We start from the raw sequence: 25,727 nt of genomic DNA, 5'->3' as shown, positions 1-25,727 counted from the left end.
GAATTTCTTGACGACCATAGAGCGTTGGAACCACCTGATCCCATCCCGAACTCAGAAGTGAAACGATGCATCGCCGATGGTAGTGTGGGGTTTCCCCATGTGAGAGTAGGTCATCGTCAAGATTAAATTCCGAAACCCCAATTGCGAAAGCAGTTGGGGTTTTGTTTTGCCCGCAGGAAAGTTCCTACGGCATGCAGATGCCCCTTCCGGCTGTCACAGCCAGCCGACAGTGCTAAGGTTCTGCCCTGGCTTTTGTACTTTTCCAAGGAAGCTTTTATGCCGGACGCCTCGTCCCTCAACGCTGCATTCATGGTGGTCCAGAGCAATAGCCTGGATGAGCTGCGCAGCCTGGTGGTCAGTATCATGCGCCGCTACCCATTGGCGCCCTTGGAGAATGAAATCGCTCTGGTGCAGAGCAACGGTATCGCCCAATGGCTCAAACTGGCCTTGGCTGAAGACCCTGAAGAAGATGACCTCGGTGGCTGCGGAATAGCCGCGGCCATCGATGTGCAGCTCCCCGGCAGTTTCATGTGGCAGCTCTACCGCATGGTGTTAGGCCGAGACGAAATCCCGGCCACATCCCTGCTCGACAAAGCCCCGTTGACCTGGCGGCTGATGCGTCTGTTACCGCAGGTGATTGATCGCCCGCATTTCGAACCGCTGCAACGCTTCCTCACGCATGACACTGATTTGCGCAAGCGCTACCAGTTGTCCGAGCGCCTGGCGGACCTCTTCGACCAGTATCAAGTGTATCGGGCCGACTGGCTCGAGGATTGGGCCGACGGCCGGCATCAGTTACGCAATGTCAGAGGCGAGGCGAAGCCACTGCCCCCCGTCAGTTGCTGGCAGGCTGAACTGTGGCGTGCACTGCTGGATGATGTTGGTGAGCAAGGCATGGCGCAGAGTCGAGCCGGCGTTCATCAGCGCTTTATCGAGCGCATAAACTCCCTTGAACATGCACCAGCGGGGCTGCCCTCGCGAGTGATCGTGTTCGGCATATCGTCATTGCCGGCCCAAGTGCTTGAAGCGTTGGCCGGACTCGCGCGTTTCAGCCAGGTGCTGCTGTGCGTGCACAACCCTTGCAGACACCATTGGGCCGATATCGTCGCCGACAAGGATCTGCTGCGACATCAATACAAGCGTCAGAGTCGCAAGAGCGGAATGCCCGCCGTACTCGATCCTGATGCGTTGCATCAACACGCCCACCCGCTGCTCGCCGCGTGGGGCAAGCAAGGTCGTGACTACATCAACCTGCTCGACAGCTATGACGACCCCAACAGTTATCGCGCCGCCTTTCGTGATGGGCGAATCGACCTGTTCGGCGAAAACCAACCGCAAAACCTGCTCAATCAACTTCAGGACGATATTCTCGAGTTGCGGCCACTCAACGAAACACGTGAGCACTGGCCTGCTGTTGATCTCGAGCACGACGACTCCATACGGTTTCACGTTGCCCACAGTGCGCAACGCGAAGTGGAGATTCTCCACGATCAGTTACTCGCACGCTTCAGCGCCAATCCGGATCTGCGTCCACGCGATGTGATCGTGATGGTCCCGGACGTCGACAGCTATGCACCGCATATCCGGGCGGTATTTGGTCAACTGGACCGACAAGACCCACGCTTTGTCCCATTCACCCTGGCCGACCAGGGTCAACGCGGTCGGGACCCGTTGCTGATTGCGGTCGAGCACCTGCTCAAACTGCCGGACAGTCGCTTCCCGGTCAGTGAGATCCTCGACCTGCTCGACGTTCCTGCATTACGCGCCCGTTTTGGCGTGCAAGAGCGTGATCTGCCAACGCTGCACCGCTGGATCGAAGGCGCGGGTGTGCGTTGGGGAATGAACGCCGAGCAGCGTTCCGGTCTGGGTTTACCGGATGAGCTGGAGCAGAACAGCTGGCATTTCGGCTTGCGGCGAATGTTACTGGGGTACGCTGTCGGCAGCTCCAGCGCCTGCGCGGGCATCGAGCCTTACGATGAGATTGGCGGACTGGATGCTGCGTTGATCGGGCCGTTGGTGGCCTTGCTCGACGCATTGGAACTGGCCCACAACGAGCTCACTCAGGCTGCTCAACCCAAGGTGTGGGGGCAGCGTCTGCAAGTCCTGATGCAGTTGTTTTTCAAGGCCAGTAACGAGCACGACGATTATCTGCTGACGCAACTTGAAGAGCTGCGCGAGACCTGGCTGCAGACCTGTGAGTCTGTAGGGCTGGTAGATGAGCTGCCGTTGACGGTGGTTCGCGAAGCCTGGCTCGCGGGATTGGATCAGGGCCGTCTGTCCCAGCGTTTTCTTGCCGGCGCAGTAAACTTTTGCACGTTGATGCCCATGCGGGCGATCCCGTTCAAACTTGTCTGTTTGCTGGGGATGAACGATGGCGACTACCCCCGAGCGCAACCGCCGCTGGACTTCGACCTCATGGGCAGCGATTACCGCCCAGGTGACCGGTCGCGGCGTGAGGACGATCGTTATCTGTTGCTCGAGGCGCTGCTGTCTGCACGGGATCAGCTTTACGTCAGTTGGGTTGGCCGCAGCATTCGCGACAACAGTGAGCGACCTGCTTCGGTACTGATTGGCCAGTTGCGCGACCACCTCGCCAGCGGCTGGCGGCTGCGCGATGAGCAGCAGGATCTATTGAGCGCCATGACCGAGGAGCATCCACTGCAACCTTTCAGCTCGCGCTATTTCCATGAGGGCGATCAGCTCTTCAGCTATGCCCGTGAATGGCAGGTTCTGCACCAGAGCCATGAACCGCGACACGAGGCAGAGCTACTGACGCCGCATGTTCAAGAAGAGCCATTGAGCCTGGCCTTGCTGCAGGACTTCCTGCGTAATCCGGTCCGGCACTTTTTTACCCAGCGACTCAAAGTCTATTTCGAAGCTGCCGAAGCGCCCCTGGCGGACGAAGAACCTTTCGTGCTGGATGCATTGCAGCGTTACACACTCAGCGACAGCCTGCTCGAAGCCGCACTCCGGCAACCGGACAATATTGATCGGGCGCTTGAGGATCAGGCCCGGCGCCTGCAAAACAGTGGCCTGCTGCCCATGGCCGGTTTTGGTGAATGCCTGCAACGGGAGCTGATCGAGCCGTTGCCCGACTTGTTGCAACGGTATAAACAGCTATTGGCGTTGTGGCCAACGCCGGTAACCAGTGCGATCCCGGTCAACCTCGACTTGCAAGGCGTGCGTATTGAGGGCTGGCTCGCCGGTTTGCACCAGCGCGCCGACGGTGGCGTGTTGTCGGTCACGGCTATTCCCAACAGCATCGGTTCGATCAAAAGTCGAAAATGGCATCGGTTGACCAAGCCCTGGGTCAATCACCTGGTGGCCAGCGCCAGCGGACTCACGCTGACCACGGCGTTGGTGGCGAGTGACGATACGCTGCTGCTTGAGCCGATGGAGCAGGACCGGGCCATGCGCTTTCTTGGCGATCTGCTGCTCGCCTGGCAGGCCGGCATGCGCCAGCCGCTGCCGATCGCGGTTAAGACAGCTTTCGCTTTGCTTGCGCAGACTGACCCGCTCAAGGCCGAAGCTGCTGCCAGAAAAACTTACGAAGGCGACGGCCAGAACAGCGAAGGCGAGCGCCGTGAAAGCCCTGCGCTGTCCCGCCAATTCGCCGACTTTGATGCATTGATTGCCGACGAAACATTCTCCGGTTGGTGCGACGCGTTGTATCGCCCTCTATATGAAGCGCCGTGGCGCTCCTTGACCAGCGAAGGGGCACGCGGATGACCACCAAGACACCTCTGGCCCTGGCGTTCCCGCTGCACGGCAGTCAGCTCATCGAAGCCAGTGCCGGGACGGGCAAGACCTTTACCATCTCGGCGCTGTATCTGCGGCTGATCCTCGGGCACGGCGGCGAATCGAACGGCTTCGGCCGGGAACTGCTGCCCCCGCAGATTCTCGTGGTGACCTTCACTGATGCCGCCACCAAGGAGCTGCGTGAACGTATCCGTACGCGGCTGGCTGAGGCCGCACGATTTTTCCGTGAAGAAACCCCGGCCCCCGATGGACTGATCGCCGAATTGCGCGAGCAGTTTGAGCCGGCACAATGGCCCGGTTGCGCCAATCGTCTGGACATCGCCGCGCAATGGATGGACGAAGCGGCCGTTTCCACCATCCACAGTTGGTGCCAGCGCATGTTGCGAGAACATGCGTTCGACAGTGGCAGCTTGTTTACCCAATCCCTGGAGACGGATCACAGCGACTTGCTTGGCGAAGTGCTGCGCGACTACTGGCGGCTGTTCTGTTATCCGATGCAGGGCGATGCGCTGAACTGGGTTCGCGCTAACTGGGGCGGTCCGGCCGCTTTATTGCCACGGGTGCGCGGTCTGTTTGGCAGTGAGCGCGACAGCGATGAAGGCAAGGCCCCCGCAGAGTTGATCGACGAGTGCCTGCAGGAACGCCGCGCCGCGTTGCTCGAACTGAAGATGCCGTGGCGTCAGTGGGCAGATGAACTGCTGGTGATCTGTCATGAGGGCGTTGCGAACAAAGCCGTTGATGGCCGCAAGATGCAGGCGCGCTACTTTGAACCCTGGTTCGAGAAGCTCAAGGCCTGGGCCGTAGACGAGACCATGGAGCAATTGGACATCGGTACCGGTTTCACCCGGCTGACGCCTGACGGCATGGCCGAAGCCTGGAAGGGCCAGGCACCGAGTCATCCGGGGCTGGATGCGATGCCGGGGCTCAAGTCGAGCCTCGACTCGCTGCCAACCCCCGATGCTGCGGTATTGCAGCACGCCGCGAGATGGGTGGGGGCACGCTTTGAGGAAGAGAAGCGTCGCCGTGCGGAAATGGGTTTCGATGACATGCTGTTGCGCCTCGATGCGGCGTTGCAATCCGACAGCGGCGAGCGCCTGGCGGCGGTGATCCGCGAGCAGTTTCCGGTGGCGCTGATCGATGAGTTTCAGGATACCGACCCGGTGCAATACCGGATCTTCGAGAGCATCTATCGCATCGAAGATAACAGTCCGGACACTGGCCTGTTCCTGATCGGCGACCCCAAGCAGGCGATCTACGCGTTCCGTGGCGCCGATATCTACACCTATCTGCGTGCGCGTCAGGCTACCACCGGCCGCCTGCATACGCTGGGCACCAACTTCCGCTCCAGCCATGGCATGGTGAACGCGGTCAATCATGTATTCGAACGCGCCGAGTCTCGTGAGCAGGGACGCGGCGCGTTTTTGTTTCGGGAAAAGAACGGGGAAAACCCGGTTCCGTTCCTGCCGGTTGATTCGCAGGGACGCAAAGAGCGGCTGCAGATCGCCGGCCAGGATGTCGCGGCGCTGAATGTCTGGCACCTGCCGACGGACCAGCCGCTGTCAGGCGCGGTCTATCGCCAACAGTTGGCGGCGGCCTGTGCCAGCGAAATCACCGCATTGCTCAACGGTGGGCAAAGCGGTGCAGCGGGGTTCGTTCAGGACGCAGAAGACTTCAGAGGCTTGCGGCCTTCCGATATCGCCATTCTGGTGCGCGATGGCAAAGAGGCTCAAGCCGTGCGCACAGAGCTCGCCGCCCGTGGGGTCCGCAGCGTGTATCTGTCGGACAAGGACTCGGTCTTCGCCGCTCAGGAAGCGCATGACTTGCTGTCTTGGCTCAAGGCCTGTGCCGAGCCGGATGTCGAACGTTCGCTGAAGGCCGCACTGGCCTGCATTACCCTGAATTTACCGTTGGCTGAGCTGGAGCGGCTGAATCAGGACGAGTTGGTGTGGGAAGCGCGCGTCATGCAGTTCCGGGGATATCGTGAGCTTTGGCGCAAGCAGGGTGTATTGCCGATGTTGCGACGCCTGCTGCACGACTTTCACTTGCCGCAGACCCTGATCGCCCGCAGTGATGGTGAACGGGTGCTGACCAACCTTTTGCACTTGTCGGAACTGATGCAGCAGGCCGCAGCGGAGCTCGATGGCGAGCAAGCGCTGATTCGACATCTGGCCGAGCTGCTGGCGTTGTCCGGTCAGGCCGGAGAAGAACAGATATTGCGTCTGGAGAGTGACGAGCAACTGGTCAAGGTGGTGACCATCCACAAGTCGAAAGGGCTTGAATATCCGTTGGTGTTCCTGCCCTTCATCTGCTCGGCAAAACCGGTGGACGGCAGCCGCTTGCCGCTGCATTACCACGACGCAACCGGCAAGGCTCAGGTGACGCTGAAACCGACTGCCGAGTTGATTGCCCTGGCGGACGATGAGCGTCTGGCCGAGGACCTTCGTCTGCTCTACGTCGCTCTGACGCGTGCGCAACATGCCTGCTGGCTGGGTGTCACGGATCTCAAGCGCGGCAATAACAACAGTTCGGTGCTTCACCTTTCGGCGCTGGGTTATCTGCTGGGTGGCGGCGAAAAACTGAGTGAGTCAACCAGCCTGAGCCGTTGGCTGCTGGATCTGCAGCAGGACTGCGCAGCCATACACTTGGCTGAAATGCCGCAAGCGACCGACGAGATTTATCGCCCCGAGCGCAATCAGGCGATCCTCAGTGCCACTTTGGTACCCAAGCGCAAGGCCAGTGAGAACTGGTGGATTGCCTCCTACAGTGCCTTGCGCATCAGTGACGTGTTGAGTGTCGGCAGTGATGAGGCGCCGGACAGTCCACAAGCGCAAAAACTGTTTGATGACGAGCGCCTCGACCCGGATGCGCCGCGCGAGATCGTCGCCGGAGGTGCCGATATCCACCGATTCCCCCGCGGCCCTAACCCGGGCACCTTTCTCCATGGTTTGCTGGAGTGGGCCGGCGACGAAGGCTTTGCCGTTTCCTTCGAGTCGCTCATGGATGCGATTGGTCGGCGCTGTAACCTGCGCGGCTGGGAGGGCTGGATCAACACCCTCAGTGAATGGCTGCACCATTTGCTCAATTCGCCGCTGCCAACGGGTGGCAGGCAGCCTCCGGTCGTTCTCGAGCAATTGAAACAGTACCGTGTCGAGATGGAGTTCTGGTTCGCCAGTCACAAGGTCGATGTGCTCAAACTCGACGAGTGGGTGCGCCAATACACCCACAACGGTGTGGCTCGGGTGGCTGCCGAGCCTGTACAACTGAACGGCATGTTTAAAGGCTTTATCGACCTGACCTTCGAACACGAGGGTCGGTACTACGTGGCCGACTACAAATCCAACTGGCTGGGCGTTGATGATGCGGCCTATACCGAGCAAGCCATGGAACGCTCGATCCTCGACAACCGTTACGACCTGCAATACGTGTTGTACCTGTTGGCGCTGCATCGGCAACTGAAGGCGCGGCTGCCCGATTACGATTACGACCGGCATGTCGGTGGTGCGTTGTATGTATTCCTGCGCGGGACCCGGTCAGACAGTCGCGGCGTGTATTTCGCGCGCCCGCCACGGGAGCTGATCGAACGACTGGATCGCCTGTTCCAGGGTAAGCCGGAACCCAAGAGCGAACCCGCCTGGGAACAGGGAGTCCTGTTATGAACCGCACCTTCGCCGACCTGTCATTGGCCAGCGACAACCCGTCGGGCCTGTCGCCGCTGACGAGTGCCGCCGATCTCCTGTTGTTGCTCGATCGTTGGGTCGAACGAAACTGGCTCCGTTCGCTGGACAAGGCCTTCGTTGGCTTTCTGCACGAGCTGGCACCAGAGTCCGATCCTCTGGTGCTGCTCGCGGCCGCACTGACCAGCCATCAACTGGGTCACGGGCATGTCTGCCTGGACCTGTTCGAAACCCTCAAGGCCCCGGATTTCGCGCTGTCTCTGCCACCCGAAGGCGATGAGCAGGGCGGCTTGTTGCTGCTGCCGTCGCAATTACTTGAAACGCTGGATGGCGCCCATTGGTGCAAGGCGTTGGCGAGCAGTGCGCTGGTGGCACTGGCGGCAGACGCCAGCGACGCGGCACAACAGCGACCGTTGGTGCTGTCCGGCAAGCGTCTGTATCTGCGGCGCTACTGGGCGTATGAGCGCCGTATCGATGCAGCGTTACGCACGCGTCTGGCTCAAGGTGAAACGCCACCCGATGACTTGCCCCAGCGTCTCGACGAGTTGTTCGGCCCTGCCGGGGCGGGAGCGGTCATCGACTGGCAGAAACTCGCCTGCGCCCTTGCCACGCGCGGTGCCTTCAGCATCATCACCGGCGGTCCGGGGACCGGCAAGACCACCACTGTGGTGCGCCTGCTCGCCCTGCTCCAGGCGCCGGCGGTGGAGGCCGGCCAGCCGTTGCGCATTCGTCTGGCGGCACCGACCGGCAAGGCGGCGGCGCGGTTGACCGAGTCCATCAGCCAGCAAGTGCAGTCGCTGAAAGTCGCCGAAGCCGTGCGCGAGAAAATCCCGTGTGACGTGACCACTGTGCATCGACTGCTGGGCAGTCGTCCCGGCACTCGACACTTCCGTCACCATGCCGGCAACCGCTTGCCGCTGGATGTGCTGGTGGTCGATGAAGCCTCGATGATCGACCTGGAGATGATGGCCAACCTGCTTGATGCATTGCCGGCGCATGCGCGTCTGGTGCTGCTCGGCGACAAGGATCAGCTCGCTTCGGTGGAGGCCGGGGCGGTACTGGGTGATTTGTGTCGTGATGCCGAGGCAGGCTGGTACAACCCGCAGACCCGGCAGTGGCTGGAGTCGGTCAGTGCTGAGTCCTTGCGGGACAGTGGCCTGCAAGAGGATCGCGACGGTTCCCATCCGCTGGCCCAGCAACTGGTGATGTTGCGTCATTCCCGGCGTTTCGGTGAAGGCAGCGGCATCGGTCAGCTTGCGCGCCGGGTCAATCAGCAGTTGCCGGAGGAGGCGCGCCAGTTGCTGGCGGCCGGTCACTACGACGATGTGTTTTCACTGCCGCTCAAGGGCGAGCACGATCACAAGCTTGAGCGGCTGTTGCTTGAGGGCCATGGCGACGGTCCACAAGGCTATCGCCACTATCTAAACGTGCTGCGCCAACAACGTCCGCCGGCAGGCAGGCCGCTGGAGCATCCGGACTGGGTCAACTGGGCGCGGGATGTGCTGCAGGCGTTCGACACCTTTCAATTGTTGTGTGCCGTGCGCAAGGGGCCTTGGGGCGTTGAAGGGCTGAATCTGCGGATCATCGAAGCCCTGCTCAAGGCGCGATTGATCGAGCATGACCAGCAATGGTACGAAGGCCGGCCAGTGTTGATGACCCGCAATGATTACGGTCTGGGCCTGATGAACGGCGATATCGGCATCGCCCTCAAGTTGCCCGAGCGAGAAGGCCCGGATGCCGGCAAACCGGTGCTGCGCGTCGCCTTTCCGCGTAACGATGGCCAGGGTGGCGTGCGTTTCGTGCTGCCGAGCCGGCTCAACGATGTGGAAACGGTGTACGCGATGACGGTGCACAAATCCCAGGGTTCAGAGTTCGCGCATACCGCGCTGATCCTGCCGGACGCGTTGAACCCGGTGTTGACCAAGGAATTGATCTATACCGGTATTACTCGGGCCAAGCACTGGTTTACCTTGATTGAACCCCGGGCCGGCGTGTTTGAAGAGGCGGTGCAGCGCAAGGTCAAGCGTCTGAGCGGACTGATGCTGGAACTGGAAGAGTGGAACGTGGCTCAGGGGTGAGAAGTCGGGTGGTCGGCGGAGATTACTGACCAACCGGTCAGAGGTCACTGTTTCGCGGGTGTTACTCCGCTGTGCTATCGTTGCGGCATCATTTCGGTACGATCCAAGAGAATCCCTGCATGAAGGTGGCTGTCTGGGCGACAGAGCGCGTAGTTGGCTGCAAGCAGGCGTTGCTTGTCGGACTGCTCTGGTTGCTGGCGGGCGTGGCTGTCGCCCAATCACCAACACCGGTCGGCATGGCCGAGCAACGGGCCAAATCGGTGACGCAAGTCGTCCTTGGCATTCTCAGTTACGCCCGCTGGCCGGTGGAACCAGCGCAACTGCGCCTGTGCATCGTCGGCCCCACCGAGTACACCGACGATCTGGTCAAAGGCACCACGCAAGCCACAGGGCGGCCGGTGACCGTACGTCGTTTACTGGCCGACAATCCGGTGATCGTCAGTGAATGCGACGCCGTGTACATCGGCAAACTTACGGCGGATGAACGCAGTCGGCTGTTTGCTTCGTTGATCGGTCATCCGGTGCTGAGCATCAGCGAAGGTGGCGATCAGTGCACGGTCGGTAGCCTGTTCTGCCTGCGGGTCGGCGATGAGCAAGTCTCCTTCGAGGTCAATCTCGACTCCGTCGCTCGCAGTGGTGTACGCATCCATCCGAGCGTGCTGCAGTTGTCGCGCCGCAAACCGGCGGCACCATGAGCCTGTTTCGTTCGAAAATCCGCCCGACACTGGGCTCGGTCATCGGCCGTGGACATTTGATTGTCGCGCTGGTGGCCGTGGCGATGGCCAGCGTGTCGCTGACCCTGCTCGGGGTTCTCGCGCTGCGGGTCTACGCCGATCACAATCTGCAACTGATTGCGCGCTCCATCAGCTACACCGTGGAAGCGGCGGTGGTGTTCAACGACAAGGCCGCCGCCACCGAAGCGCTGGCCTTGATCGCGTCCACCGAAGAAGTGGCAGATGCCCAGGTCTTTGATGCGCGGGGCCAGTTACTGGCGCGTTGGCAGCGACCGGAAAACGGGCTGTTCTCCGGGCTGGAAATGCAGATCGCTCGCGGCATTCTGGAAAAACCGATCAGCCTGTCGATCGTGCATCAGGACCGTGAAGTCGGCCACGTTCTGCTGGTCGGCCATGGTGGCAGCCTGATGCGATTTTTGCTCAGCGGTCTGGCAGGGATCATCCTTTGTACCGCGATCAGTGCCTGGGTCGCGCTGTATCTGGCGCGCCGCCAGTTGCGCAGCATCACCGGCCCGCTTCGCAGCCTCGCGGCGGTGGCCCATGCCGCTCGCAGCGAGCGCGCGCTGGATCGACGCGTACCGCCAGCGCAGATCGCCGAGCTGGATAACCTCGGCAACGACTTCAATGCCCTGCTCGACGAACTCGAATCCTGGCAAACCCACCTGCAAAGCGAGAACGAAACCCTCGCCCATCAGGCCAGCCACGATAGCCTTACCGGCTTGCCGAACCGGGCGTTTTTCGAAGGTCGGTTGATTCGCGCGCTGCGCAATGCCGGCAAGCTCAACGAACGGGTCGCGGTGTTGTTCCTCGACAGCGACCGCTTCAAAGGCATCAATGACAACTTCGGCCACGCCGCCGGCGATGCGGTGCTGGTGGCGGTCGCCAACCGGGTACGCGCGCAGCTGCGTGAAGAGGATCTGGTGGCACGGCTGGGCGGCGATGAGTTCGCCGTGCTGCTCGCGCCGCTGCACAAGATCGAAGATGCCGAGCGTATCGCAGACAAGATTCTTGCCAGCATGGACATGCCAATTGCACTGCCAGGCAATACCAGTGTGGTGACCTCGCTCAGTATCGGCATTGCGGTCTTTCCCGATCATGGCGTCACGCCAGGCGCCTTGCTCAACGCCGCCGACGCGGCGATGTACCAGGCCAAGCGCTTGTCGCGTGGCGCTCAATTCACTGCCGGGTCGGAGAACCCGGTCGTCAATTTTCAAACCAGGAGCTGATTCCCGTGTTCACATTTCCCGCTCGATTGTTTTCCGCCTTGCTGATGATTGCCGTATTGGCGTTGACCGGTTGCCAGACCGCACCGCAAAAAGGCCTGACCCCGGCGCAGATCGCCGTACTCAAACAACAGGGCTTCGAGCCGACCGACGAGGGCTGGGCGTTCGGCTTGTCGGGCAAAGTGCTGTTTGGCAGTGATGTCGAAAGCCTGAACTCGCAGAGCACCGAGATCGTCGAACGCATCGGCAAGGCGCTGGTGGGGATCGGCATTGAGCGGGTGCGGGTCGACGGTCACACCGATGCGTCCGGTAAAGAAACCTACAACCAGCAACTGTCGCTGCGTCGGGCCAAGAGCGTGGCCAAGGTGCTGACCACCGTCGGCATGAAGGAAGAGAACATCCAGTTGCGCGGATTGGGCAGCAGTGAGCCGGTGGCGTCCAACAACACCGCCGCAGGACGCACCGAAAATCGCCGGGTGTCGATTGTGGTCAGCGCCGATTAATCGGCGAACTGCATCTCCCGCGTCTGCCCCATCAGCAGACCCTGATTGCGCTCGGTCACCTCGCGGATGTAATCCCACAACAGGGTGATCCGCTTGAGTTTCCTCAGGTCCTCCCGGCAGTACATCCAGAACTGCCGGGTGATGTCGATTTCCTCGGGCAATACCGGCAGCAGGCGCGGATCCTGCGCGGCGAGGAAGCACGGCAGAATCGCCAGTGAACGCCCTTGCTGCGCCGCGACGAATTGCGCGATCACGCTGGTGCTGCGCAGATGGGCGCTGGCGCCGGGCAGCACGTTCGCCAGGTACAGCAGCTCCGAGCTGAACGCCAGGTCATCCACATAACTGATGAATTGATGCTTGCCCAGATCGGCCGGGCGGCGGATCGGTGGGTGTTGGTCGAGGTAGTCCTGGGTGGCGTAGAGCTGCAACCGGTAGTCGCAGAGTTTGCAGCACACATACGGGCCGTGCTCCGGGCGTTCCAAGGCGATGACGATGTCGGCTTCGCGTTTGGACAGGCTGATGAAGTGCGGCAGCGGCAGGATGTCCACCGAGATCGCCGGGTAGGCGTCGACGAAATGGCTCAACTGCGGGGTGATGAAAAAGCTGCCGAAGCCTTCGGTGCAGCCCATGCGCACATGCCCGGAGAGGGCCACGCCAGAACCCGAGACCTGCTCACACGCCATGTGCAGCGTGCTTTCAATCGACTCGGCATAACCGAGCAGACGCTGGCCTTCGCTGGTCAGCACGAAACCGCTGGTGCGCGACTTTTCGAACAGCAATGTGCCCAACGCGGCTTCCAGCGAACTGATGCGCCGCGACACGGTGGTGTAGTCGACGGCGAGCCGTTTGGCCGCGGTGCTGGCCTTGCGGGTGCGGGCGACTTCGAGGAAAAACTTCAGGTCGTCCCAGTTCAGCGACCCCAGGGAGGTGATGTTTTTTTGCATGATGGACGGGCTTATATGTGCGTTCTTATTAGAAGTTTGCACATCTATACTCCAAAAACAGTCCGACAACCAATTCGTGACACACGCCTCATCTCAAGGCGAACCTATCGCCTTGGCTCCTACGATAAAAACAAGTTTCGGAGACCAGCATGAACGCATCGCTTACGCCCAACGAAACCACGGTCCAGAAGGTCAAGCTGCTGATCGACGGCGAGTGGGTCGAATCGCAGACCACCGAGTGGCACGACATCGTCAACCCGGCGACCCAGCAAGTGCTGGCCAAGGTACCGTTCGCCACGGCCGCTGAAGTCGATGCCGCGATCAGTGCCGCACACCGCGCCTTTCAGACCTGGAAACTGACCCCGATCGGCGCGCGCATGCGCATCATGCTCAAGCTGCAGGCGCTGATCCGCGAGCACTCCAAACGCATCGCCGTGGTGCTGAGCGCCGAGCAGGGCAAGACCATTGCCGACGCCGAGGGCGACATTTTCCGTGGCCTGGAAGTGGTCGAGCACGCCTGCTCCATCGGCACCCTGCAAATGGGCGAGTTCGCCGAAAACGTGGCGGGCGGCGTCGATACCTACACCCTGCGCCAGCCAATCGGTGTGTGCGCCGGCATTACGCCGTTCAATTTCCCGGCGATGATTCCGCTGTGGATGTTCCCGATGGCCATCGCCTGCGGCAACACCTTCGTCTTGAAGCCTTCGGAGCAGGACCCGCTGTCGACCATGCTGCTGGTGGAACTGGCGATCGAGGCCGGCGTTCCGGCGGGCGTGCTCAACGTGGTGCACGGTGGCAAGGACGTGGTTGATGGCCTGTGCACCCACAAGGACATCAAAGCCGTGTCGTTCGTCGGTTCGACCGCAGTCGGCACCCATGTCTATGACCTGGCGGGCAAGCACGGCAAACGCGTGCAATCGATGATGGGCGCGAAGAACCACGCCGTGGTGCTGCCGGACGCCAATCGCGAGCAAGCGTTGAATGCGCTGGTCGGCGCCGGTTTCGGTGCGGCCGGTCAGCGCTGCATGGCCACGTCGGTGGTGGTGCTGGTCGGTGCGGCGAAACAATGGCTGCCGGATCTGAAAGCGCTGGCGCAAAAACTCAAGGTCAACGCCGGCAGCGAGCCGGGCACCGATGTTGGCCCGGTGATCTCGAAGAAAGCCAAGGCGCGGATTCTCGATCTGATCGAAAGCGGCATCAAGGAAGGCGCCAAGCTTGAGCTCGATGGGCGCGACATCAAGGTGCCGGGTTACGAGCAGGGCAACTTCGTCGGCCCGACCCTGTTCTCGGGCGTGACGACTGACATGCAGATCTACACCCAGGAAATCTTCGGCCCGGTGCTGGTGGTGCTGGAAGTCGACACCCTCGACCAGGCCATTGCGCTGGTCAACGCCAACCCGTTCGGCAACGGCACAGGCCTGTTCACCCAGAGCGGTGCGGCGGCGCGCAAATTCCAGACGGAAATCGACGTCGGCCAGGTCGGCATCAACATCCCGATTCCGGTGCCGGTGCCGTTCTTCAGCTTTACCGGGTCACGTGGTTCGAAACTCGGCGACCTCGGCCCGTACGGCAAGCAAGTGGTGCAGTTCTACACCCAGACCAAAACGGTCACGGCGCGCTGGTTCGACGACGACAGCGTCAACGACGGCGTGAACACCACCATCAACCTGCGCTGAGGAACGGCCATGAAAATCGCATTTATCGGTCTGGGCAACATGGGCGCGCCGATGGCGCGCAACCTGATCAAGGCCGGCCACTCGCTGAACCTGGTGGACCTGAACAAGACCGTGCTGGCGGAATTGGCGCAACTGGGCGGCAGCATCCGCGCCTCGGCCCGTGAAGCGGCCGAAGACGCTGAACTGGTGATCACTATGCTCCCGGCGGCGGTGCATGTGCGCAGCGTCTGGCTCGGCGAGGACGGTGTGTTGGCCGGCATTCGCCAGGGTGTGCCGGCGGTGGATTGCAGCACCATCGATCCACAGACTGCCCGTGATGTCGCGGCCGCAGCGGCCAAGCAAGGCGTGGCGATGGCGGATGCACCGGTCTCCGGCGGCACCGGTGGCGCGACCGCCGGCACGCTGACCTTTATGGTCGGCGCGACGCCCGAGCTGTTTGCCACCCTGCAACCGGTTCTGGCGCAGATGGGCCGCAACATCGTGCATTGCGGTGAAGTCGGCACCGGGCAAATCGCCAAGATCTGCAACAACCTGCTGCTGGCGATCTCGATGGTCGGCGTCAGTGAAGCGATGGCCCTTGGCGATGCACTGGGGATCGACACCACAGTGCTCGCCGGGATCATCAACAGCTCGACCGGGCGTTGCTGGAGTTCGGAAATGTACAACCCGTGGCCGGGCATCGTTGAAACAGCTCCAGCCTCGCGTGGTTATAGCGGCGGCTTCGGGGCCGAACTGATGCTCAAGGATTTGGGGCTGGCCACCGAAGCGGCGCGTCAGGCGCACCAACCGGTGATGCTCGGCGCGGTGGCGCAGCAGTTGTATCAGGCGATGAGCCTGCGTGGGGACGGCGGGAAAGACTTCTCGGCGATCATCAACAGCTATCGCAAGCCGCAATAAACAGGCAGCAAATTGTGGGGGTGATCTTCTGTGGCGAGGGAGCTTGCTCCCGCAGGTCTGCGCAGCCGGGCGGGAGCAAGCTCCCTCGCCACAGGTTTTTATAGGACGCACAAAAGATCGCAGCCTTCGGCAGCTCCTACATGGGGAAATGTACCCCTGTAGGAGCTGCCGAAGGCTGCGATCTTTTGCTTGTCAGGCGAAGACAAAGTATTTGCGCACGGTCTCGACCACTTCCCACGTGCCTTTCATCCCCGGTTCAACCACGAAGATATCGCCGGCGCGCAGATGGATCGGCGCCATGCCGTCCGGGGTGATGATGCAATAGCCTTCCTGGAAGTGGCAGTACTCCCACTTCACATAATCGACCCGCCACTTGCCTGGGGTGCAGATCCAGGTGCCCATGATCTTGCTGCCGTCTTCGCTGGTGTAGGCATTGAGGTTGACGGTGTGCGGGTCACCTTCGAGTTTTTCCCATTTGCAGGCGTCGAGAACCGGCAGCGGGTGGGTGTCGCGCAAAACGGTGATGGGGGCGGTCGCGGTCATGAGAACTCCGGGCAGTGGGCGGATGGCAAAGAAACCAGCTCGCACCCTATAGCGCCCGATTGCCGCTCAGTTGTCTGTGCTCGACATCGAGCTGCTCAGAAACGCGCAAACCGTCACAGATTCTCCAGCGGGCATTCGGCCCGCGCCCGTTCAAGATCGATTTCGAAGCCTTCCAGCTGGGCGTATTGCCGCGTCAGCTCAGCGATGCTGCTGTTGATCTCGCGTTTTTTTGCCTCGATGGCCTGTTGTGCCAGATCCCACGGCATGGCTTGACCATGATGCGCGGCGAATAGTGTCTGCAATTCCCGCAGCCGGAAGCCCATTTCTTTTGCGCATTTGATGAAGATCAGCAGTTCGATGCTCTGCTGGTCGTAGAGGCGGTATTTCCCCAGGCGCCGGGGCTTGGGCAGCAGACCGATCGCCTCGTAGTGACGAATGCTTTTGATGGTGGTGCCGGCACGTTGCGCGGCTTGGCCGATGTACATAAAAGTCCTTTTTCAATGTGAAACCCTGCGGCGCATTATCGGCAGACTCAGCCGCGGGCGATAGCGTGCGCCTGTTGCAGCCAGCGCTGGCGCTGTCGATCACTGGAGTCAAGCAGCGGGCCGAAGGTCAGCGTGCGCAGGGGTTTGATACCACAGAACTGCAGGGTGGTCTTGCGCACCTGATGCAGTCCCGGCATGCGGTAGATCCAGCGGTAATACCAGGAGGGCGTGTCCATCGTCACCAGCAAATGCGCGGTGCGCCCCTTGAGCAATTGCTCGGGGAACGCTTTGCCTTTTCGGTATTTGAAGGCGAATCCCGGCAGCAGTACGCGATCAAAAAAACCTTTGAGCAGCGCCGGAATACCGCCCCACCAGATCGGGTAGACCAGCACCAGATGTTCGGCCCAGAGGATGTCGGATTGCGCGCGGCTCAAGTCTTCTTCCAGCGCTTGATCCTGTTGATAACCCTGGCGCAGCACCGGGTCGAAAGCCATTTCCCCCAGACGCAACTGACGCACCTGGTGTCCGGCATCAAGCGCCGATTGTGCATAGCGCTCGGCGAGTGCGGCGCAGAAGCTCGACGCGCCGGGATGGCCGAGAATCAGCAGAATGCGTTTGCCCATGGTCATGCTCCTTGCCGTTGAACGCCAAGGATGAAGTCTGCCCCTCAGGGGAGAGTCAAGGCTTTCAGCAAGGCTTTGGCATAACCGGGCAGGGTGCTGAAATCCCGAGCGCAGAGCATCAGGGTGCGACGCGCCCATGGCTCATTGAGGGCAATGCTCTTGAAGGTGCGCGGCGTCGCGCGTTCGATGGCGGCCACCGGCACGATGGCGAGGCCGGCGCCTCGGGCGACCATGCGCAGCACCCCGTCGAAACCGTCGGCGCGGATGCGTACCTGCATGCGCGAGCCGCTGTGCAGCGCCTGTTCTTCGAGGTAGATCGCCAGTGCGCTGTCGGTGCTCAGACCGACGAAATCATGCTGCAGGGCGTCGCTGAAGCTGACTTCGGCGGCGTCGACCAGTGGATGCCCGAGCGGCACGATCAGCCGCAACGGGTCGTCGCGAAACCGCTGGGTCTGCAGATCGGTGGTGTCCACTGCATCGGAAACGATGCCGATATCGGCTGCGCCCTGGCGCAAGGCGTGGGTGATGCGCGCACTGGGCAGTTCCTGCAGGTCGATGTCGAGGTTGGGATGCTCGCGCAGAAAGTCTGCGAGCACTTCCGGCAGGTATTCGGTGATGGCCGTGGTGTTGCACAACAGCCGCACCTGACCTTTGACGCCCTGGGCGTACTCGGCCAGATCCTGCTGCATGCGCTCGGCCTGTTGCAGGAGGATCCGTGCGTGGCGAGCCAGCGCCTTGCCGGCCGGTGTCGGTGTGACACCACGGCGCCCGCGTTGCAGGAAGTCAGTACCCAGTGAGGCTTCCATGGCCCGGATCCGCGCGCTGGCGGCGGCGAGCGAGAGATGGCTGCGTCCGGCACCAGCGGTGATGTTGCCGCTGTCGAGGATGTGCAGGTAGAGGCGCAGGTCGGTGAGGTCGAAGTGCATGGGGCAGCCTCTGGTTTTTGTGGTGTCTGGGCGGCCCCCATCGCTGGCAAGCCAGCTCCCACAGGATTTGTATTGTGCACAAATCCTGTGATCCACACTGAAACCAAGCTGGCTTGCCAGCGATGAGGCCAGAAGTCTTGATCGAATACGTAGCCTTCTGCATTGGCAGAGGCAGCCTCAGTATATGGCAGATTTTCAGCACACTCGCCAAAGCGCACAGTAGCGCCATGAACACACTTCTTGATTTCTACCAGAACCTCGGCCTGGCCTTGTCATTGCTGGTCCTCGCCACGTTCATCATGGCCGGCCTGATCAAAGGCGTGATCGGCCTCGGCCTGCCTACGGTCGCGATGGGCCTGCTCGGTCTGGCTATGGCGCCGTCGCAGGCTGCGGCATTGCTGATCATTCCGGCGACGCTGACCAACGTCTGGCAACTGGCATTCGGCGGGCATTTGAGAGGGTTGCTCAAACGCCTGTGGCCGATGCTGCTGATGATCTTCCTCGGCACCGGTATTGGTACAGGGTTGATCGGCATGACGGGTGGGCATTGGGTGGTGCGCGGGCTAGGTGCGGCGTTGTTGCTGTATGCGTTGAGCGGCTTGTTGCTGCCGACGCTGCAGGTCAATCCTCGGCATGAGCCGTGGCTCGGCCCGGTGTGCGGGGTGGTCACGGGCGTCATCACATCGGCCACCGGGGTGTTCGTGATCCCCGCCGTGCCTTACTTGCAGGCGCTGGGTTTGAACCGTGATGAACTGGTGCAGGCGCTGGGCCTGTCGTTCACGGTCTCGACCCTGGCGCTGGCCGGCGGCTTGTTCTGGCGCGGTGCGCTGGGCGCGGCTGAGTTGAACGCCTCGCTGCTGGCGCTGATCCCGGCGCTGCTGGGCATGTGGCTCGGCCAATGGCTGCGCCAGCGGATCAGCGCCGGGCTGTTCAAGCGCGTGTTTTTTCTCGGACTGGGCGCGCTCGGCACCCATCTGCTGATCAGCGGTTAGCCGACGACGTGCTGAGCATCTCGATCGGGCGGATATCGAAATCACGCTCCAGGTACGTCATGCGGTTGTCGAAAAACTCGCGCATGTGCGGCAGGTTCGAGTGCACGTCCAGATGCGCCTGGCTTTCCCAGATCTCGTAGAAGATGAACAGCGTCGGGTCCTGCTTGTCGCGCAGCATGTGGTACTCGATGCAGCCGGGTTCGGCGCGGCTCGGCTCGACATAGGCGCGAAACAGCGCTTCGAAGGCCTCGGCTTTTTCCGGGCGGGTCTTGGCGTGCAGGATGAAACCGTGGCGTTCACTCATCGAAACAACTCCTCAAATGCTGATGGCCGGAAATGCTATTGCAACAATCGGTATTCGATTCGTGCTTTTTGATCAAATGTATTTTGCGCCGACGTGGCTTATTCCGCGCGAGATGGGTGGTTAACCTGCCGCCATTCGTTTTTCCATCTTTCTCCAGCCCATGGCTGCACGAGGCGTTCTCATGAAAAAAGTGTTGTTGCTCAATGGCGGCAAAAAATTCGCTCACTCCGACGGTCGATACAACGCCACCCTGCACGAAACCGCGCTGAGCGTGCTGGATCGCGGCGGCCTGGATGTCAAAACCACGTTCATCGACGAGGGCTACGACGTCGCTGAAGAAGTCGCCAAGTTCCTCTGGGCCGATGTGATCATTTATCAGATGCCGGGCTGGTGGATGGGCGCGCCATGGACCGTGAAAAAATACCTCGACGAAGTCTTCACAGAAGGCCACGGCAGCCTCTATGCCAGCGATGGTCGCACCCGTTCCGACGCGTCGCAAAAGTACGGCAGCGGCGGCCTGATTCAGGGCAAGCAATACATGCTGTCGCTGACCTGGAATGCGCCGCAGCAGGCCTTCGATGACCCGACTGACTTCTTTGAAGCCAAGGGTGTCGACGCGGTGTACTTCCCGTTCCACAAGGCCAACCAGTTTTTGGGCATGACTGCTTTGCCAACGTTCCTCTGTGTGGACGTGATGAAGCGTCCGAACATCGAGAATGATGTGGCGCGCTATGAGCAGCATCTGAAAGAGGTGTTTGGCCTCAAGGCTTGAGTGAATCAAGCTACTATCGAATAGCTTGGCCAAGTCCTGTGGCGAGGGAGCTTGCTCCCGCTGGACTGCGCAGCAGTCCCACAGAACTTGCGACCGCTGCGCGCTCGAGCGGGAGCAAGCTCCCTCGCCACAATGAATATGCATTCGATTAGAGAGTTTCCGTGAAAGCCAGATCCGATGAGTTGCAGATTTTCGTCTGCGTGATCGAGTGCGGTTCGATTTCCGCTGCCGCCGAGCAGGTCGGGCAGACGCCGTCGGCAGTCAGCCGCACGTTGTCGCGGCTGGAAGCCAAGCTCGACACCACGCTGATCAACCGCACCACGCGGCGCATGGACCTGACCGAAGAGGGCAAGTATTTCTTCGAGCAGGCCAAGCTGATTCTCGATCAGATGGATGCCCTCGAAGAGCGTCTGTCCTCACGCCAGCAAACCCCGTCCGGACGCCTGCGAATCAATGCCGCGTCGCCATTCATGCTGCACGCCATCGTGCCCTACATCGACGAGTTTCGCGGGCTGTACCCGGACATCCAGCTCGAACTCAACAGCAACGACCTGATCATTGACCTGCTGGAACAAAGCACCGACGTCGCCATCCGCATCGGCACCCTGGCCGATTCGACGTTGCATGCGCGTTCGTTGGGTTGCAGTCCGTTGCTGATCGTCGCCAGTCCGGCCTATCTGGAGAGGCGCGGAGCGCCGCAGCAAGTGGCGGACTTGAGCGAACACACTTTGCTCGGCTTCACCCACAACGAAGGCCTCAACCAGTGGCCGCTACGATACGTGCACGGTGACCGCTGGCCGATCACCCCGGCGATCAGTGCTTCCAGCGGCGAGACCGTGCGCCATCTGGCGCTGGAGGGCCAGGGCATTGCCTGCCTGTCGCACTTCATGACCATCGACGACATTCGCGCCGGGCGCCTCAAGGTGCTGCTGGCGGAATTCAACAGCGGTTATCGCCAGCCGATCAACGCCGTGTACTACCGTAACTCGCAACTGGCGCTGCGCATTCAGTGCTTCCTCGATTTCATCCAGAGCAAACTCGCGGCCTACGCCAGCGCCGACTTCAAGGGCTGATTCGTGATCCCTGCGCAAGAGTGAATTGGGCGAGGACGGGTTTTTCCATCGGGGTGACCGGTCGATACTCGCTGCATCAATTACTCACGCAGGGAGTTTCTCCATGAACGTATTCATCACCGGCGCCGCCGGTTTTATCGGCGGTTCCATCGCCACCGGTCTGGTTCAAGCCGGCCACCACGTCACGGGCCTGGTGCGCAGCACCGAACAGGCCGATGAGCTGAAAGCACTGGGCATCACCCCGGTGATCGGCACCCTCGAAGACAGCGCGTTGCTGGCCGGGCAGGCTCGCGCCGCTGACGCCGTGATCAACGCCGCCAGCAGCGACCATCGCGGAGCGGTCGAAGCCTTGCTCGACGCCTTGCGCGGGTCGAACAAAGTGTTCCTGCACACCAGCGGATCGAGCATCGTGGGCGATGCGTCGGGAGGAAAATCCAGCGACGTCATCTACTTCGAAGACCACCTGCCGGCACCCACCGTCGACAAGGCGGCCCGCGTGGCGATCGACAACCTGATCCTCGCGGCAGCGAAGGACGGGGTGAACTCGGCGGTGATCTGCAACACCCTGATCTACGGCCACAGCCTGGGTGTGCAGCGCGACAGCGTGCAATTGCCGCGACTGTTGAAGCAGGCGCGCAAGAGTGGTGTGGTGCGTCATGTCGGCACCGGGCAGAACATCTGGTCCAACGTGCACATCGAAGACGTCGTCGCCCTGTACCTGCTGGCGCTGACCAAGAACGTGCCGGGCACCTTCTACTTTGTCGAAAGCGGCGAAGCGTCGTTCATCGACATGACCACCGCCATGGCCCAGGCCTTGAATCTCGGCAAGCCACAAGACTGGCCATTGAAAGACGCCGAAGCCGAATGGGGCTATGAAATGGCCAACTACGGCCTCGGCTCCAACAGCCGGGTACGCGGCAAACACGCCCGCGAACTGCTGGGCTGGGCGCCGAAGCGTACGTCGGTGGTGGAGTGGATTCGTAACGAAATGGTGTGAATCCTGCTGCAGCGCATCAAGCCCTTCGCGAGCAGGCTCGCTCCCACAAATAGAACGCATTCTGGCTGAAGGAATGCAATCAACCTGTGGGAGCGAGCCTGCTCGCGAAAGCGCTGGATCAGACAACAGAAAAGTTGAATGGCACGCCGTCATCGCCCGTTTTTTTGTCCCGGTAAACCCCCGCAAATACGCCGCATGCCAGTGGAATTTAATTTTTAGCAGGGCCTTCGACGGGCGCTCGGGAAATAACCGACTAGGCTGCTACCCCGGTGAAACGAAGGCGGCTGCGATGCCTGTCGCCCTCGACGTGTTGCAGGCATGAGGCCTGTTCAGCACAGCACCGCCCCTGGAGTTTTCTGGCAAAAGGAATTTGCGATGGCAGCACACATTGATGCCTTCTTCTGAAGGTGTATCTCCCGGCGGACACACATGAATCCGCTTACTCCCCGTGAGTGATGGTCGGCCATGACGGCCGGCATCTGTCATTGACTCTGGTTGGCGCATTGCACGCTACGCGCGTGGGCGAAGCCGTCACCTCAATTGGCGAAGACAAGGAATAGTTATGATCATTTTGGGTGTTACGAACAACGATTTGGCGGGTGCTTGCCTGGTGCGTGATGGTCAGATTCTGTCCGCGGTCAGTGAAGAGCGGTTCACCCGCATCAAGGACCATAAAATCTGGCCGGCCAAATCCATCGAGTTTGTGTTGAGCCAGGCCGGTGTATCACTGGAAGACGTCGATCATGTCGCCTACGGATGGAACGCCGGCTTCAGTGCCGACAAACATCTTGAGCTGTATTTCGACCGCATCGTTGAAGAGGTCAGGAACAACCCGCAAGGCTTGGCGCAGTTCCGGCAACGGGTGACCGACGAAATAAACAACGACAAGGAAAAGCGCGGCGAATTTGACCAGTTCATCGCTGCCAATGGTTTGCAGGGCAAGGCGTACTACATCGATCACCACGAATGCCATGCGCTCGGTGCCTATGTCTGCTCGCCGTTCGAAGATGCGTTGACCCTGACCTGCGACGGACGCGGCGACTTTCAATCGCTGACCGTCACCTGGTACAGCCCCACGGAAACCACCGTGCTGCAACGTGAAACCAGCATCGACAGCCTGGGCTATTTCTACGGCCGCATCACCCACCTGCTCGGTTATAAACCTAACCGGCACGAGGGCAAGGTCACGGGGCTGGCGGCCTTCGGTGATCCGCAGAAACTGTTGGGGGTGATGCAGCAGATGATCCGTTTCGAAGACGGACGCATCAAGGCCTGCTGCGGCGATCTGTTCCTGCCGTCCTACAACACCTACAGCGAGCCGTTGGAAACCCTGTTTGCCCGGGAAACCCCCGAGGACATCGCCGCCGCCGTGCAGCGTCACAGCGAAGACCTGCTGGTGGCGACCGTCACTCATCATCTGGCGCAGCGCGGCAGCGCCAACCTGTGCCTGGCCGGCGGCGTGTTTGGCAACGTCAAACTCAACCAGCGCCTGCGCGAAATCCCGGGCGTGAAAAACGTTTACGTGCTGCCCTGCATGGGCGATGGCGGCCTGGCACTGGCGGCTGCAGTCGGTGTCGCGTACCTGGAAAACGGCACTCGCTTCAAAACTCCGTCGATGATGCTCGGGCCGCAATCGCGCAGCGTTTCGCAGAACATCAACCTGATCAACCGCGACTACCCTGAACTCGGTTATCACACGCCGTCGAACATCATCGACATGCTGACTGAGGCGCTGATGGAAAATCAGGTGCTGGGCATGTTCAAGGGCAAGATGGAGTTCGGTCCGCGTTCGCTGTGCAACCGCAGCATCGTCTATCACGCTCAGGACGCCGAGGTGAACGACTGGCTCAACAAGCGCATGCACCGCACCGAGTTCATGCCGTTCGGCCCGGTCACCGCCATCGAGCAGGCGCCGGCCTGCTACGTCGGTTGGGATGAGGATCAGGTGGCCGCCGACACCATGACCATGACCTACGACTGCCACCCGCAGTTCACCGAGGCGAGTCCGGCCGTGGTGCACATCGACGGCACCGCGCGGCCGCAGATCATTCGCCCGCAAAGCGATCCGTTCATGCATCGCCTGCTGACGGCCTGGCACCAGAAAACCGGTCAGGCGGCGCTGATCAACACCTCGTTCAACCGCCATGAAGAACCGATCGTGTGCTCTTCCCAGGACGCACTGGATGCGCTGAAAGAAGGCATGGTCGATCTGGTGGTCATGAGTGAATCGCTGATCGTCTGGCGCAAAGGCAAAAACAGCTTCACTCAGCAACGCTTTGAATAAATGGAAGGTATTCAGGGCTCCTGCGGGAGCCCTGTTTCTGGAGTGTCAGGCGTATGGTTGACGAATGTATTTAATTTTTTTCGGATTCTTCGCGGCGGAAGGGATCATCTATCCGTTCTGGCCGACCTGGCTGGATTCCCTGGGCTTCAGTGCCAGTGAAATCGGCTTGCTGATCGCTGCGGCGTATTGGCCGCAAGTGTTCACCGGGGTGTTGATCACCTACGTCGCCGACTGGCGTGTGGACCAGTTGCGGCTCGCGGCTTTTCTGGGCTTTACCGCCGCGTTATGCACGTTGCTGTTCTACTTCATCCCGGCGCACCTGTGGATGTTCGTGTGCCTGAGTGTGCTGTTTGGCGGGGTGTGGATGGTGGTCTTGCCGTTGTCCGAGTCTTACCTGCTCAAGCGCGACAAACTGGCCCTGCAGAATTACGGCTGGGTGCGGGCGGTGGGCTCCTCGGCGTTCATCCTGACCTCGACGCTCGGCGGCTTTCTGTTTGCCCGGTACAGCCAGTCCTGGGTGCCGCTGGTGATCGCGGCGAGCATGTTGCTCACCGCCGTGGCCTGCCTGCGCCTGAAGCGTCAGGTGTCGCGGGCACATCTGGCGCCGCCCGGCCCGGCGCGCACACGGCCTGACTGGAAGGCGCTGTTGGCCCACAAGAGCCTGCTGATCGCGATTGCCGCCGCCAGCTTCATTCAACTGAGCCACACCCTGTACTTTGCCACCGCCTCGATCGGGTGGGGGGTGAAGGGCTTCTCTTCCTCCGCCATCGGCATGTTCTGGGCGGTGGCGGTGATGGCGGAAATCACCTGGTTCGCGCTCTCCAACAAGGTCCTGGCGTTTTGTGCGCCGTTGTCCCTGGTGATGTTTTCCAGCGTCTGTGCGGCGCTGCGCTGGGCGCTGTTTTCCAACAGCGACGCGGTGGCGCTGATCCTGCTGGGGCAGTGTCTGCACGCACTGAGTTTTGCCGCCTACCACGCGGCGATCATGCGCTTCATTCGCGATCAGGCACCGCAGGCTATTCAGGTCTTTACTCAAGGGGTTTATTACTCCCTGGCAGTGGCCTTGCCCATGGGCCTGGCCACACCCTTTGCCGGCTACCTGTACGAGACCCAGCCGCAGTGGTCGTACTACGTGATGGCGCTGTTCGCGCTGGTCGGGACGGTGCTGGCATTCATTGCTCATCAGAAAATGCGAAGTTCAACTCATGGCACAACAAACGTTTACAGCCGTCTGCTTTGA

Annotated in this window: 20 protein-coding genes and 1 rRNA gene; 15 read left to right on the top strand and 6 right to left on the bottom strand. The window is 61.0% G+C overall.

The window, feature by feature from the left end:
- The first annotated feature begins 6 nt into the window (after positions 1 to 6).
- From rrf to yfiB, 7 genes are all read left to right on the top strand, one after another.
- Positions 7 to 122 (top strand): 5S ribosomal RNA (rrf, locus tag HBN98_RS05075).
- Positions 123 to 276: 154 nt separating this feature from the next.
- Positions 277 to 3,729: an exodeoxyribonuclease V subunit gamma gene (gene recC / locus HBN98_RS05070; protein WP_083367089.1), complete on the top strand. Its 3,453-nt coding sequence runs from the start codon at positions 277 to 279 to the stop codon at positions 3,727 to 3,729.
- A complete protein-coding gene (gene recB, locus HBN98_RS05065; RefSeq protein ID WP_083367088.1) occupies positions 3,726 to 7,415 on the top strand; it encodes an exodeoxyribonuclease V subunit beta in 3,690 nt (1,229 codons plus the stop codon). Before recC ends, recB begins: the two co-directional genes overlap by 4 nt.
- Positions 7,412 to 9,511: an exodeoxyribonuclease V subunit alpha gene (gene recD / locus HBN98_RS05060; RefSeq protein ID WP_083367087.1), complete on the top strand. Its 2,100-nt coding sequence runs from the start codon at positions 7,412 to 7,414 to the stop codon at positions 9,509 to 9,511. The genes recB and recD overlap by 4 nt, the downstream gene beginning before the upstream one ends.
- 119 nt (positions 9,512 to 9,630) lie before the next feature.
- Positions 9,631 to 10,206, top strand: coding sequence for a regulatory sequestration protein YfiR (gene yfiR / locus HBN98_RS05055; protein WP_083367086.1), 576 nt, complete (start codon positions 9,631 to 9,633; stop codon positions 10,204 to 10,206).
- The gene (gene dgcN / locus HBN98_RS05050; RefSeq protein WP_064585852.1) at positions 10,203 to 11,471 is read left to right on the top strand and encodes a diguanylate cyclase DgcN/YfiN; all 1,269 of its coding nucleotides are present in this window, start codon (positions 10,203 to 10,205) and stop codon (positions 11,469 to 11,471) included. The genes yfiR and dgcN overlap by 4 nt, the downstream gene beginning before the upstream one ends.
- 5 nt (positions 11,472 to 11,476) lie before the next feature.
- Positions 11,477 to 11,971, top strand: coding sequence for an outer membrane lipoprotein YfiB (gene yfiB, locus HBN98_RS05045; RefSeq protein ID WP_064585853.1), 495 nt, complete (start codon positions 11,477 to 11,479; stop codon positions 11,969 to 11,971).
- Here the strand turns inward: yfiB and HBN98_RS05040 are convergent.
- Positions 11,968 to 12,915 (bottom strand): LysR family transcriptional regulator, encoded by a 948-nt coding sequence (locus HBN98_RS05040; RefSeq protein ID WP_083367085.1) that lies wholly within the window; start codon positions 12,913 to 12,915, stop codon positions 11,968 to 11,970. The two genes, yfiB and HBN98_RS05040, sit on opposite strands and share 4 nt — an antisense overlap.
- Positions 12,916 to 13,064: 149 nt before the next feature.
- Here HBN98_RS05040 and HBN98_RS05035 point away from each other — a divergent pair, with 149 nt between their 5' ends.
- Both HBN98_RS05035 and mmsB read left to right on the top strand, forming a co-directional pair.
- Complete coding sequence (locus HBN98_RS05035) at positions 13,065 to 14,591, top strand: CoA-acylating methylmalonate-semialdehyde dehydrogenase (RefSeq protein ID WP_083367084.1); 1,527 nt, start codon at positions 13,065 to 13,067, stop codon at positions 14,589 to 14,591.
- Positions 14,592 to 14,600: 9 nt separating this feature from the next.
- Entirely contained in the window at positions 14,601 to 15,488 is an 888-nt protein-coding gene (mmsB, locus tag HBN98_RS05030) for a 3-hydroxyisobutyrate dehydrogenase (RefSeq protein ID WP_083367083.1), read from the top strand.
- A 192-nt stretch (positions 15,489 to 15,680) separates the two neighbouring features.
- Here the strand turns inward: mmsB and HBN98_RS05025 are convergent, their stop codons facing one another.
- The 4 genes from HBN98_RS05025 to HBN98_RS05010 form a co-directional block, all read right to left on the bottom strand.
- Complete coding sequence (locus HBN98_RS05025) at positions 15,681 to 16,031, bottom strand: cupin domain-containing protein (RefSeq protein WP_003221437.1); 351 nt, start codon at positions 16,029 to 16,031, stop codon at positions 15,681 to 15,683.
- A 113-nt stretch (positions 16,032 to 16,144) separates the two neighbouring features.
- Positions 16,145 to 16,516, bottom strand: coding sequence for a MerR family transcriptional regulator (locus HBN98_RS05020; RefSeq protein ID WP_083367082.1), 372 nt, complete (start codon positions 16,514 to 16,516; stop codon positions 16,145 to 16,147).
- 47 nt (positions 16,517 to 16,563) lie between these two features.
- Entirely contained in the window at positions 16,564 to 17,139 is a 576-nt protein-coding gene (locus tag HBN98_RS05015; protein ID WP_083367081.1) for an NAD(P)H-dependent oxidoreductase, read from the bottom strand.
- A 44-nt stretch (positions 17,140 to 17,183) separates the two neighbouring features.
- A complete protein-coding gene (locus HBN98_RS05010) occupies positions 17,184 to 18,065 on the bottom strand; it encodes a LysR substrate-binding domain-containing protein (protein ID WP_083367080.1) in 882 nt (293 codons plus the stop codon).
- A 227-nt stretch (positions 18,066 to 18,292) separates the two neighbouring features.
- Here HBN98_RS05010 and HBN98_RS05005 point away from each other — a divergent pair, with 227 nt between their 5' ends.
- Positions 18,293 to 19,057 (top strand): sulfite exporter TauE/SafE family protein, encoded by a 765-nt coding sequence (locus tag HBN98_RS05005; RefSeq protein ID WP_083367079.1) that lies wholly within the window; start codon positions 18,293 to 18,295, stop codon positions 19,055 to 19,057.
- On the opposite strand, the gene HBN98_RS05000 is transcribed toward HBN98_RS05005, so the two are convergent.
- Positions 19,047 to 19,361 (bottom strand): putative quinol monooxygenase, encoded by a 315-nt coding sequence (locus tag HBN98_RS05000; protein WP_083367078.1) that lies wholly within the window; start codon positions 19,359 to 19,361, stop codon positions 19,047 to 19,049. The two genes, HBN98_RS05005 and HBN98_RS05000, sit on opposite strands and share 11 nt — an antisense overlap.
- A gap of 181 nt (positions 19,362 to 19,542) precedes the next feature.
- On the opposite strand from HBN98_RS05000, the gene mdaB reads away from it, so the two are divergent.
- From mdaB to HBN98_RS04975, 5 genes are all read left to right on the top strand, one after another.
- The gene (gene mdaB, locus HBN98_RS04995) at positions 19,543 to 20,133 is read left to right on the top strand and encodes an NADPH:quinone oxidoreductase MdaB (protein WP_083367077.1); all 591 of its coding nucleotides are present in this window, start codon (positions 19,543 to 19,545) and stop codon (positions 20,131 to 20,133) included.
- Positions 20,134 to 20,294: 161 nt separating this feature from the next.
- Positions 20,295 to 21,206, top strand: a complete 912-nt coding sequence (locus tag HBN98_RS04990; RefSeq protein WP_083367076.1) for a LysR family transcriptional regulator — start codon at positions 20,295 to 20,297, stop codon at positions 21,204 to 21,206.
- Between the two features lie 103 nt (positions 21,207 to 21,309).
- Positions 21,310 to 22,203 (top strand): NAD-dependent epimerase/dehydratase family protein, encoded by an 894-nt coding sequence (locus HBN98_RS04985; protein WP_083367075.1) that lies wholly within the window; start codon positions 21,310 to 21,312, stop codon positions 22,201 to 22,203.
- A gap of 562 nt (positions 22,204 to 22,765) precedes the next feature.
- A complete protein-coding gene (locus HBN98_RS04980) occupies positions 22,766 to 24,487 on the top strand; it encodes a carbamoyltransferase family protein (protein WP_083367074.1) in 1,722 nt (573 codons plus the stop codon).
- A gap of 64 nt (positions 24,488 to 24,551) precedes the next feature.
- A complete protein-coding gene (locus HBN98_RS04975; RefSeq protein ID WP_083367073.1) occupies positions 24,552 to 25,727 on the top strand; it encodes an MFS transporter in 1,176 nt (391 codons plus the stop codon).

The sequence above is a fragment of the Pseudomonas koreensis genome, assembly GCF_012986595.1.
GTDB lineage: Bacteria > Pseudomonadota > Gammaproteobacteria > Pseudomonadales > Pseudomonadaceae > Aquipseudomonas > Aquipseudomonas koreensis.
Note: the sequence above shows the minus strand (reverse complement) of the source record. Positions and strands in the feature narration are given on the sequence as shown.